The organism is Phaeovulum sp., from assembly GCF_041596715.1.
Taxonomy (GTDB): Bacteria; Pseudomonadota; Alphaproteobacteria; order Rhodobacterales; family Rhodobacteraceae; genus UBA6213.
Genome location: NZ_JBFHIA010000100.1, coordinates 1 through 10,387, shown reverse-complemented (window position 1 = coordinate 10,387; position 10,387 = coordinate 1). Strand labels below are relative to the sequence as shown.

10 protein-coding genes are annotated in these 10,387 nt (G+C 60.5%); 8 read left to right on the top strand and 2 right to left on the bottom strand.

The features are described from left to right. Both ABY403_RS08560 and ABY403_RS08555 read right to left on the bottom strand, forming a co-directional pair. Positions 1 to 2,165: NADP-dependent isocitrate dehydrogenase (locus ABY403_RS08560; protein ID WP_372840358.1), on the bottom strand; the 2,165-nt coding region annotated here is incomplete at its 3' end. A 192-nt stretch (positions 2,166 to 2,357) separates the two neighbouring features. Then, entirely contained in the window at positions 2,358 to 3,029 is a 672-nt protein-coding gene (locus tag ABY403_RS08555) for a fumarylacetoacetate hydrolase family protein (protein ID WP_372840359.1), read from the bottom strand. Between the two features lie 190 nt (positions 3,030 to 3,219). Here ABY403_RS08555 and ABY403_RS08550 point away from each other — a divergent pair, with 190 nt between their 5' ends. The 8 genes from ABY403_RS08550 to ABY403_RS08515 form a co-directional block, all read left to right on the top strand. Then, positions 3,220 to 3,906: a FadR/GntR family transcriptional regulator gene (locus ABY403_RS08550; RefSeq protein WP_372840357.1), complete on the top strand. Its 687-nt coding sequence runs from the start codon at positions 3,220 to 3,222 to the stop codon at positions 3,904 to 3,906. An 80-nt stretch (positions 3,907 to 3,986) separates the two neighbouring features. Further along, a complete protein-coding gene (locus ABY403_RS08545) occupies positions 3,987 to 4,949 on the top strand; it encodes an ABC transporter substrate-binding protein (RefSeq protein ID WP_372840356.1) in 963 nt (320 codons plus the stop codon). A gap of 103 nt (positions 4,950 to 5,052) precedes the next feature. After that, on the top strand, positions 5,053 to 5,814 hold the full coding sequence (locus ABY403_RS08540; RefSeq protein ID WP_372840355.1) for an ABC transporter permease: 762 nt from the start codon (positions 5,053 to 5,055) through the stop codon (positions 5,812 to 5,814). Then, the gene (locus tag ABY403_RS08535; protein WP_372840354.1) at positions 5,801 to 6,598 is read left to right on the top strand and encodes an ABC transporter ATP-binding protein; all 798 of its coding nucleotides are present in this window, start codon (positions 5,801 to 5,803) and stop codon (positions 6,596 to 6,598) included. Before ABY403_RS08540 ends, ABY403_RS08535 begins: the two co-directional genes overlap by 14 nt. A gap of 3 nt (positions 6,599 to 6,601) precedes the next feature. Beyond that, a complete protein-coding gene (locus tag ABY403_RS08530; protein WP_372840353.1) occupies positions 6,602 to 7,354 on the top strand; it encodes an ABC transporter permease in 753 nt (250 codons plus the stop codon). A gap of 42 nt (positions 7,355 to 7,396) precedes the next feature. Then, a complete protein-coding gene (locus ABY403_RS08525) occupies positions 7,397 to 8,929 on the top strand; it encodes an acyl--CoA ligase (RefSeq protein ID WP_372840352.1) in 1,533 nt (510 codons plus the stop codon). A 13-nt stretch (positions 8,930 to 8,942) separates the two neighbouring features. Continuing rightward, positions 8,943 to 9,926: a 2-dehydropantoate 2-reductase gene (locus tag ABY403_RS08520; protein ID WP_372840351.1), complete on the top strand. Its 984-nt coding sequence runs from the start codon at positions 8,943 to 8,945 to the stop codon at positions 9,924 to 9,926. Between the two features lie 71 nt (positions 9,927 to 9,997). Then, a partial coding sequence (locus tag ABY403_RS08515; RefSeq protein WP_372840350.1) for a GntR family transcriptional regulator occupies positions 9,998 to 10,387 on the top strand: 390 nt, incomplete at its 3' end.

The following is a 10,387-nucleotide window of genomic DNA, read 5'->3' as shown; positions in this document are numbered from 1 at the left end:
GGGTCGGTATTGTAATAGCCGCCCAGATCCGCCGGTTTGCCTTGAACCGCCGCGATCTCCGCCACGATAGCCGCCTCGTTTTGCGCAAGCGCCTTGGCGATCGGTGCGAAATGCGCAGCCAGTTCCTTGTCTTCGGTCTGCGCCGCCAAAGCCTCGGCCCAGTAGAGGGCAAAGTAGAAATGGCTGTCGCGGTTGTCGGGCTGGCCAACCCGCCCCATGGGCGAGCGGCCGTTGTCGAGCACCGCTTGGGTTGCCGCATCGACCGCCTTGCCCAGAATCAAGGCCTTGGGGTTGCCCGAAAGCTCGGCCTGGAACTTCAGGCTTTCGCCAAGGGCGCAGAACTCGCCCAAGCTATCCCAGCGCAGGTGGTTTTCTTCGACCAGCTGTTGCACATGCTTGGGTGCCGAGCCGCCAGCCCCGGTTTCAAACAACCCGCCGCCCTGCATCAGCTTGACGATCGACAGCATCTTGGCCGAGGTTCCCAATTCGAGGATCGGGAAAAGGTCGGTCAGATAGTCACGCAGCACGTTGCCGGTAACGGCGATCGTATTCTCGCCCTTACGAATAGTCTCAAGCGAGCGGCGCGTGGCCTCGCGCGGGGCAAGGATCTCGAACTTGTCCGCCACGCCCGCAGCGGCCAGCAGCGGTTTGACATAGGCAATCAGTTGCGCGTCATGGGCGCGTGTCTCGTCCAGCCAGAATATCGCCTTGCAGCCTTCGGCCTTTTGGCGCGCGATCGCGAGGGCGACCCAGTCCTCGATCGGGGCTTTGCGGGCCGAAGCAGAGCGCCAGATGTCTCCTGCCTCTACCTCGTGGCTGTGCAGCACCTCGCCATTGGCCAGCACCATGCGAACCGTTCCGGCATGCGGCATTTCGAAGGTGGTCGGGTGGCTGCCGTATTCTTCAGCCTTCTGCGCCATCAGGCCCACGTTCTGCACCGTGCCTGCCGTTGTCGGGTCAAGCGCGCCGGTTTCCTTGAAGTAGCGGATCGCCTCGTCATACACCGGGGCGTAAGAGCTATCGGGGATTACGCAATTGGTATCGGCCGCCTTGCCATCCGGGCCCCAGCCCTTGCCGCCCGCACGGATCAACGCGGGGATAGAGGCGTCGATGATCACATCCGAAGGCACATGCAGGTTGGTGATGCCTTTGTCCGAGTTCACCATGTAAAGCGGCGGGCGCAAGGCCAGCGTCGCGTCGATGGCTGCCGTGATCTCGGCCGCCTGCGGCAGGTCTGCAACGCGCTCCAGCATGGTGCCAAGACCGGCGTTCGGATCGATCCCGGCTGCGGCCAGCACATCGCCATATTTGTCGAACACCGGCGCAAGGAACGCCTTTACACCATGGCCAAAGATGATCGGGTCCGAGACCTTCATCATCGTGGCCTTCAGATGCAGAGAAAACAGCACGCCTTTGGCTTTGGTCTCGATGACCTGCTGGTCGAGAAAGGCCCGCAGCGCCCGCGCCGAAAGGAACGTGGCATCGACAACGGCACCGGCCGGGAAACTGGCACCCTCTTTCAGCACCGTCACTGCGCCATCCTTGCCGACCAGTTCGATCCGGACGGGGCCGGCCTGGGCCGCCGATAGGGTTGCCGATTTCTCGTTCGAGCGGAAATCATCGGCAGCCATGGTCGATACATAGGTCTTGCTGTCCTTGGCCCATGTGCCCATCGAATGCGGGTGCGACATCGCGTATTTCTTCACCGCAATCGCCGCGCGACGGTCAGAGTTGCCTTCGCGCAAAACCGGGTTCACCGCCGAGCCCTTCACGGCATCATAGCGGCGGCGGGCTTCTTTTTCCGCATCGGTCTGCGGGTCTTCGGGATAGTCTGGCAGGTTGTAGCCCTGCGCTTGAAGCTCTTTCACAGCGGCCACCAATTGCGGCACCGAGGCAGAGATGTTGGGCAGCTTGATGACATTGGCCTTGGGTGATTTCACCAGCTCGCCCAAAAGGGCCAGATCATCGGACTGGCGCTGCGCCGCCGTCAGATTCTCGGGGAAAGATGCGATGATCCGCCCGGCCAGAGAAATGTCGCGCGTTCCGACCGAGACCCCGGCTGGCGCCAGAAAGGCGCGAATGATCGGCAAGAGAGAGGCCGACGCAAGCTGCGGGGCTTCATCTACCTTGGTGAAGATAATGTCTGCGGTGTTGCTCTTGGTCATGACGGGGCCTCTGGAATGTTCGGTTGCGGCCTGAAACTGGCCATTGCGGGTGCGACGACCGCACAGCCGCCGTTTGCAGCACAAAGCTGGCTGGATAGCGGAAAAGGCGCAAGAAGATATTTTGGAAACATGCACCCCGGCCCCATAAACGCGGACCGGCGCAGGCTGCGCCGATCCGGAGAATCGGCCAGATCAGACGACTTTGACGACCAAAGTGCCGACGCCGTCGATTGTGGCTTCCATGACATCGCCCTTCACCACCGAGTTCACGCCAGACGGCGTTCCCGCCATGATGACGTCGCCGGGCTGAAGCTCGAAATACTCGGACAGATAGGAGATCATTTCCGGCACTTTCCAGATCATCTGGTTCAGATCGCCTTCTTGGCGAATCTCTCCGTTGACCTTGAGCACGACCCGCCCCTCGCTAGGATGGCCAACTTTCGAAACCGGCGAAATCGGGCCTACAGGGCCGGAACGCTCGAACGCCTTGCCGATTTCCCACGGCCGACCCATCTTCTTGGCTTCGCCCTGAAGATCTCGCCGAGTCATATCCAAGGTGACACCATAGCCCCAGACATGGTTCAGGGCATCGGCCACGGCGATATTGGTGCCGCCCGACTTGAGCGCGACCAGAAGTTCGACCTCGTGATGCACGTCATTGGTATGCGGCGGATAGGGAAACTCTCCCGAGGCATCCATGTTGTTGGGATTCTTCTGGAAGAAGAACGGCGGTTCGCGGTTGGGATCATGCCCCATCTCTACGGCATGGGCGGCGAAATTGCGGCCGATGCAGTAGACCCGCCTAACCGGAAAGCCCCCGCCATCGCTGGTTGGAATCGTATGCACCTGCGGCGCGGGAATCACGAGATTTGGCACGGCTTACCTCCTATGGCCTCGATACCTTGAGGTGTTACCGGAGGCCTTTTGGAAAATCAATCCGGAGTGGTATTATTTTTTCGTCAATGCGCGAACCAATTTGGATTGATTAAACCAATTTACGGGCCTATGGTCGATTCTGAGGCCACATTGGTCAACCAATGCCGGAGATTGGCTCATGGACAACCGCATCGATGTCGAGCTTGATCCAGCGTCGCGACTGCGTCGTTACATTGAGGATCACGGGCTTGGCGCTGGCAGCAAACTGCCACCGGAACGCCAACTGACTGAAGAGCTGGGCCTATCCCGGGCGACGATCCGGAAGGCGCTGGATGTATTGGAACGTGACGGGCTGATCTGGCGGCACGTGGGCAAGGGAACATTCATCGCCGACTCCGGCGCGCCAAAAGCGCCAGCAACGGCAACGATAGAGTTGGGTCGCCAGCTTACCCCCTTCCGCATGATGCGTGCGCGCCTTGCAATCGAACCGGCCATCGCCCGCGAAGCTGCCATGAACGCATCGGGTGAGGCGCTGTCGCGAATGCGCCGCGCGATCGAGCGGGCCAAGGCAGCGACCACATGGCATGAATACGAGATTCAGGACGACAACTTCCACCGCGCAGTGGCCGAGGCCAGCGACAATCTGTTGCTGCTTTCCCTGTTCGATCAATTGAACGAAGTGCGCCGCGCCGTCGCGTGGGGAAGTGTCTCGCGTGATACCGCCCGACCGTCCCCCAATCACTTCAGCTTTTCCGAACACGACGCGATTGCGGCCGCCATTTCACGTCGTGATCCGACCGAAGCCTATGAAGCCATGCGGCTGCATCTTGGGTCGGTGGCAAAGCGGCTTTTTGGAGAGGAGTGACCGCCGACAGCACCAGCCCACGCGCGGGACTGCCGCGGTTAACAAACTGGAAGTGAACTGATTTCTCAGGGAGGAGAATCATGACGACTTTCTTTACGAAACTTGCGGGGCTTGCCCTTGCAACTAGCATGATGATGTCTGCGGCCAACGCCGAGACCGTTCGCATTGCCCTGGCCGAGCCACCGTCGGACGAGCTTGCTGCGTTCTTCGTCGCGCTCGACCGCGCCAAGGCGAATGGCCTCGACTACGAATGGACCGCCTTCGCCGAAGAGGAACTGGCCATTCAGGCGGTTCTCAGCGGCGACATGGACGTTGCCTTTGGCACGCCCTACGCCGTCATGCAGCGGTCAAAAGCGCCGATCCGGATTATCTTCCAGTTGTCGAAGCTGGTGTTCTTTCCGGTAGCGACCAAAGAGTTCACCTCGCTCAAGGATCTGGACGGCCAGCCGATCATGCTGCACTCGCGCGGCGGTGGCACCGACTCGATCGCCAACGTGATCGAAGAGCGCGAAGGCATCAAGTTTGGCGATAGGTCTTATGTGCCAGGCTCCAGCAACCGCGTCGTGGCGATGTTGGGCGGTCAGGCCAAGGTGACCATTCTTGACCTGTCCAACAAGAACAAGATCATTGCCGAGGCGGGCGACCGCTTCTCTGCTCTGCCGATGTTCGAAGTGAAAGCCAGCGACGAGGCGCTTTTCGCCAACCTCGACTGGATGAAGGCGCATGAAAAGGAAGTCAGCACTCTCGTGGATGCGCTGCATAGCGTCTGGAGCGAGATGACGGCCGACCCCACGATGGTCGCCCGCGAAACCGACCCGAACGGGCCGATCGGCACGCTGCCGGCACAGGTTCTTGCCGAGTTGGACGACTTCTACACCAATGCCGTCGCCGGCGGTCTTTACGATCCGAACGGTGGCGGGCGCGAAGCCGCACAGGCCGATCTGGAGTGGTATACTCGCTCGGGTCAGCTTGAGGGCGATCCCGCAACGATGAACCTCGAGGACTTCTGGTACTTTGCCCCGCTTGATGCGGCAATGAAGTAACCTCTTCTGCGACTGAACGAGGCCGCCAGCTACCAACAGACCCGCTGGCGGCCTCTAGCCTTGCTCTGCCCACTTTCTACCCCCTTGCCGCAGAGGTATTCCGATGTTCGACCGCTCTCTCCTGCTCAAGTTCCTTTCGGCCGTGATCGTATTCGGCGCTTGGGAAATCGCTGGCCGTGTACCGATCTCTTACGCCTTCCCGACCTTTTTTGAATCGATGTCCGCGCTTTTGCGCATGACCTTGAACGGTTCAATCTTCACCGCCTATGCCCAGACGCTCAGTCCGCTCGTCGTCGGCGTTGCCATCTCCACCGTGCTTGGCATCGGGCTAGGTCTTTGGATCGGGCTTTCGAGCAGGATCGAATGGCTTTTGGCCCCCATTTTCGTCGTCATGCAGGCCGCTCCGCTTGCCGCGCTGATCCCCATCTTGGTGATGGTCTACGGCATCGGAATTACCTCGAAGGTGTTTGTCGTGATCATCATGGCAATGCCGGTGATCGTGCTGAATACCGCAGCGGCGGTGCGCAACACCCCGGTATCACTGAAGGAAATGGCAACTTCGTTCCTAGCCAAGGACCGTGAGGTTCTGTGGAAAATCGTCCTTCCTGCCGCCTCGCCGATGATCTTCTCGGGTATGCGCCTTGGGGTCTCGGCCGGCTTCATCGGTGCGATCCTGTCGGAGTTGAAGATCACCCCGACAGGCGTTGGTGACATCATCACCTTCAGCCGTTCCATCGCCGACTACCCCAGCATGTATGCGGCAATCTTCTCCATCATCCTTCTTGCGGTCCTTTTCCTGAACTTGCTCGGGTCGCTCGAAAACATCCTATTCAAAGGGAACAACCGTGGATATGTCTCAGATTAAGTCCCACACAGTCCAAGCCAAGCCCGCCGCCGACATCGCGGTTTCGGTCCGTGGCGTGTCGAAAACCTACGGCGACGTGCAGGCGCTCAAGGATCTGACGCTGGATTTTCCACGCGGTGAACTGACCTCGCTTCTGGGTCCATCGGGGTGCGGAAAGACCACGCTGCTGAAGATCATCGCCGGCCTGCTTAAGGCGACGTCAGGCGAGATCATGGTCAATGGCCAAAAGGTTACTGCCCCCGGCCCTGATCGTTCCTTCGTGTTTCAGGATTTCGCCCTGCTGCCTTGGGCGACCGTCATCCGCAACGTGGCCTTCGGGCTGGAACTGCGGGGCGTCGCCAAATCAGAACGCGAGGCGATTTCTGAAAAATACATCCGCGACGTTGGCCTTGCGGGGTTCGAGAAGAAGTATCCCCATCAGCTTTCGGGCGGTATGCGCCAGCGCGTGGGCCTAGCGCGGGCCTTGTCGGTGAATGCGCAGGTGTTGTTGCTGGACGAACCCTTCTCGGCGGTCGATGAACAGACCCGGCGGAAGTTTCAGGAAGACCTGCTGCAACTGGTCAAGAACGAGAACAAGACCTTCATTTTCGTCACCCATTCGATCGAAGAAGCCGTCTATGTCTCGGATCAGATTGCCATCCTGCTGCCCCGGCCCAGCCGCGTGCACGAGATCATTCGTCCTTCCAGCTTTCGTGACAAGGGCGTGGACAACATTCGTCGCGATCCTGAGTACCTCGATATCGTCGATGGGATCTGGGCATCGCTACGCAGCTATGTGGAGTAGGCAATGACCGTATTCGGATACAAACTGCCCGCGCTGTCATCGCTGATCCTCTGGGCGCTGTTGTGGGAGATCGTCGGCCAGTTGGACCTGACCTTCTTCGTGCCGCCCTTCTCCGAAGTGATCATGACCCTCATTGGTCTGGTGCCGACGCAGGGCTTTCTGAACGCGCTTTCGATCACCACCTGGTCTTTCGCGGTCGGGGTGTTCTTTTCTCTGGTGATCGGGATTCCTGTCGGCATCCTGATGGGCAAAAGCCGTATTCTGGATGAGTTGCTTCTGCCTTGGGTCAACATCTTCATCTCGGCCCCGCTGACGGCGCTGGTGCCGGTGCTGATGGTGCTGTTCGGTTTTGGCACAAGGACCGTCATCATCACCACCGCGCTCTTCGCGATCTGGATCGTCATCCTGAATGCCCGCACCGGGGTAAAGCAGATCAACCGCTCTTTGGTTGAAATGGCCCATTGCTTTGGTGCCTCGCCGATGGAGGCCTTCTTCAAGATCTACTTCTGGGCGGCCCTGCCCGAGATTCTGGGGGGCGTGCGCATCGGCATCATCCGTGCGGTCAAGGGCGTGATCATCGGTCAGCTGCTGATTTCCATCGTGGGTTTTGGCGCGCTGTTCGAGCTCTATTCAAGCCAGTTCCTGATGGCGGAGTTCTGGGCGGTGCTGATCGTGCTGTTCGGCCTTGCCTTCAGCCTGTCCGAGTTCCTCGCCTATCTGGAACGCAAAGTCGCCTACTACGCAGCCGCCCGGTGATGCACCGGGCACCTGCCTTCGGCAAGAAAAGTGAGAAATGACATGACTGCGACTATTGCCGCTTTGTTGGCGGATCAGGATGCTTCAGCCCCGGCGATCGGGGCCCCCGGGCGCGACTGGCTCGATTACGGCGGCCTGAGGCGGCTGTCCGCCGAGGTTGCCACCGACTTGCGCCGCTTTGGCATCGGCGCGGGTGACCGGGTGGCGATCGTTCTGCCCAACGGGCCAGAAATGGCGGCGGCCTTTGTCACCATCGCGCAGGCCGCGACGACCGCCCCCCTGAACCCGGCGTATCAACTGGCCGAATATCAGTTTTATCTAGAGGATCTGGGTGCCAAGGCACTGGTTGTGCCTGCCGGGCAGGATGGAGCAGCAGTCGCAGCCGCCACCGCGCTTGGACTGCCCGTCCTGCGGCTTCATTCCGAAAGCGATCAGCCCGCAGGTTGGTTTAGCCTGTCTGGCACCGATGCAGAACGCCCTGCCCCCACAGCACAGCCCGGGCCAGAGTCGGTGGCGCTTATCTTGCACACTTCGGGCACGACCTCGCGCCCCAAGATCGTGCCCTTGCTGCAATCCAACCTCGTCGCCTCGGCCCATAATATCGGCACGGCACTGAACCTGACAGCCGCGGACCGTTGCCTGAACGTGATGCCGCTTTTTCACATTCATGGCCTCATCGCGGCCCTGACCTCCTCGCTTGCCGCGGGCGCATCGGTCTGGTGCGCGCCGGGCTTTGACGCGCTGAAGTTCTTTGGCTGGATGAAAGAGGCGCAACCGACATGGTATACCGCCGTGCCCACCATGCATCAGGCTATTCTGTCCCGTGCCGCCCGCAATCGGGACGTGATCGAGGCGCATCCTTTGCGGTTCCTCCGATCATCCTCTGCCTCGCTTCCGGCGCAGGTGATGCGCGAACTGGCCAGCACCTTCAACGCCCCAGTGATCGAAGCCTATGGCATGACCGAGGCCACCCATCAGATGGCCAGCAACCCCCTGCCCCCGCGTGCGCAAAAGCCCGGTTCGGTGGGCGTTGCGGCCGGTCCGCTGTTGCGCATTGCGCATGAGGTCGAAAACCGGCTGATAGATGGCACCGGCGAAGTCGTGATTTCAGGCCCGAATGTGACGCCGGGGTATGAAAGCAACCCTGACGCCAACGCCAAGAACTTCTTTGAAGTCGATGGTCGGCGCTGGTTCCGCACCGGCGACCAAGGCGCGCTGGATGCCGAGGGCTATCTTAGCCTGACGGGCCGCTTGAAAGAGATCATCAACCGCGGGGGCGAAAAGATCAGCCCGCTTGAGGTTGATGGCATCATCCTCGATCACCCTGCCGTGCAACAGGTGGTGGCCTTTGCTATTCCGCACGCCAAACTGGGCGAAGAGGTGGCGGCAGCGGTAGTCCTGCGCGAAGGCCAAAGCGCGACCGAGCGTGACATCCGCGATTTTTGCGCCAGTCGCATGGCAGATTTCAAGGTGCCGCGCCGGGTAATCATTCTGGACGAAATCCCCAAGGGCGCCACAGGCAAACTGCAACGCATCGGGCTGGCCGAGAAGCTTGGCTTGGGTGCCGACGCCTGAGCGGAGAGAAAAGATGAAGATCTGCATTTTCGGCGCCGGCGCGATTGGCGGCTATATGGCGGCCAAGCTGGCAAAGGCCGGTGCCGATGTCAGCATCGTCGCCCGCGGCCCGCATCTGGCGGCGATCCAGTCGCGCGGTCTGACCCTACTTGAGGAAGGCGCCGAACCGCTGACGGTTCAAGTCCGCGCCAGTGCTTCGGCTGCTGATCTTGGCCCACAGGATTATGTTATCGTCACGCTCAAGGCGCACTCGGTGCCGCCGGTGGTAGGCGCGATGCAACCGTTGCTCGGGCACCAGACCACCATCGTCAGCGGCGTCAATGGTGTGCCGTGGTGGTATTTCTACAAGCACGGCGGCGCATTGGAAGGCACGCGGTTGGCCAGTGTCGATCCCGGCAACGCGCAATGGGATGGCTTTGGCCCCGACCGCGTGCTTGGCTGCGTCGTTTACCCTGCGGCCGAGGTCAGCGAACCCGGCACGATCCGCCATATCGAGGGCAACCGCTTTTCGCTGGGCGAACCTGACGGTGCCAAGTCCGAGCGGGCCTTGGCCTTATCACAAGCCTTGACGGCGGCCGGGCTCAAGGCCCCTGTGCGGCCAAGACTGCGTGACGAGATCTGGGTCAAGCTATGGGGAAACCTGTCCTTCAACCCGATCTCGGCGCTGACCCATGCCACGCTGGATGTGCTGTGCACCGATCCGGGCACCCGCTCGGTTGCGCGGCGCATGATGATCGAAGCACAAGAGATCGCCGAGAAACTGGGCGTATCCTTCCCCATTGATGTCGAGCGCCGGATCGACGGTGGTGCCGCGGTTGGGGCACATAGAACGTCGATGCTGCAAGACCTTGACGCAGGGCGCCCGATGGAAATCGACGCTTTGGTGGGCTCTGTACAGGAACTTGGTCGCATCACCGGCACACCGACGCCAACAATCGACACTGTGCTGGCACTGGTGGCGCTGCGGGGCCGAACGGCGGGGCTTTATCATGCGTGATCTTCGCGGCAAAAGGTCGCCGAAAATCGATTTTGTTTGCGGTATCATGACCTTCATCCTAGACTGTCATCATGAAAAACAGCACGGATTCCCACAGGTCGCTGACCTCTCTGGCCCACCACCGCATCCGCGAAATGGTGCTTTCGGGTGAATTGCCTCCCTCAAGCCGCATCCAGATTGACGCGCTTTGCAAGAAGCTGGAAATCGGTGCAAGCCCGGTGCGAGAAGCGCTCAGCATCCTGTCATCAGAGCAGCTTGTCATCCGCCACGAACAGCGCGGGTTCCGCACCCCAGAAATCAGCGCCGATGACTTTGTCATATTGCTGAACACCCGCTGCCGCATAGAAGCGATCGCCTTTGGCGATGCGATCCAGCACGGCGATGCGGCGTGGGAAGAACGTATCGTTCTGCTGCAATACCGGCTCAATTCGCTTGACCGGATAAGAAACTCTGCCGCTTGG

Excerpts from the sequence above, each read along its gene's own strand:
- ABY403_RS08550 (WP_372840357.1), top strand. The coding sequence starts at position 3,220 with ATGGACAACCGCATCGATGTCGAGCTTGATCCAGCGTCGCGACTGCGT.
- ABY403_RS08545 (WP_372840356.1), top strand. The coding sequence starts at position 3,987 with ATGACGACTTTCTTTACGAAACTTGCGGGGCTTGCCCTTGCAACTAGC.
- ABY403_RS08525 (WP_372840352.1), top strand. The coding sequence starts at position 7,397 with ATGACTGCGACTATTGCCGCTTTGTTGGCGGATCAGGATGCTTCAGCC.
- ABY403_RS08530 (WP_372840353.1), top strand. The coding sequence starts at position 6,602 with ATGACCGTATTCGGATACAAACTGCCCGCGCTGTCATCGCTGATCCTC.
- ABY403_RS08535 (WP_372840354.1), top strand. The coding sequence starts at position 5,801 with ATGTCTCAGATTAAGTCCCACACAGTCCAAGCCAAGCCCGCCGCCGAC.
- ABY403_RS08520 (WP_372840351.1), top strand. The coding sequence starts at position 8,943 with ATGAAGATCTGCATTTTCGGCGCCGGCGCGATTGGCGGCTATATGGCG.
- ABY403_RS08540 (WP_372840355.1), top strand. The coding sequence starts at position 5,053 with ATGTTCGACCGCTCTCTCCTGCTCAAGTTCCTTTCGGCCGTGATCGTA.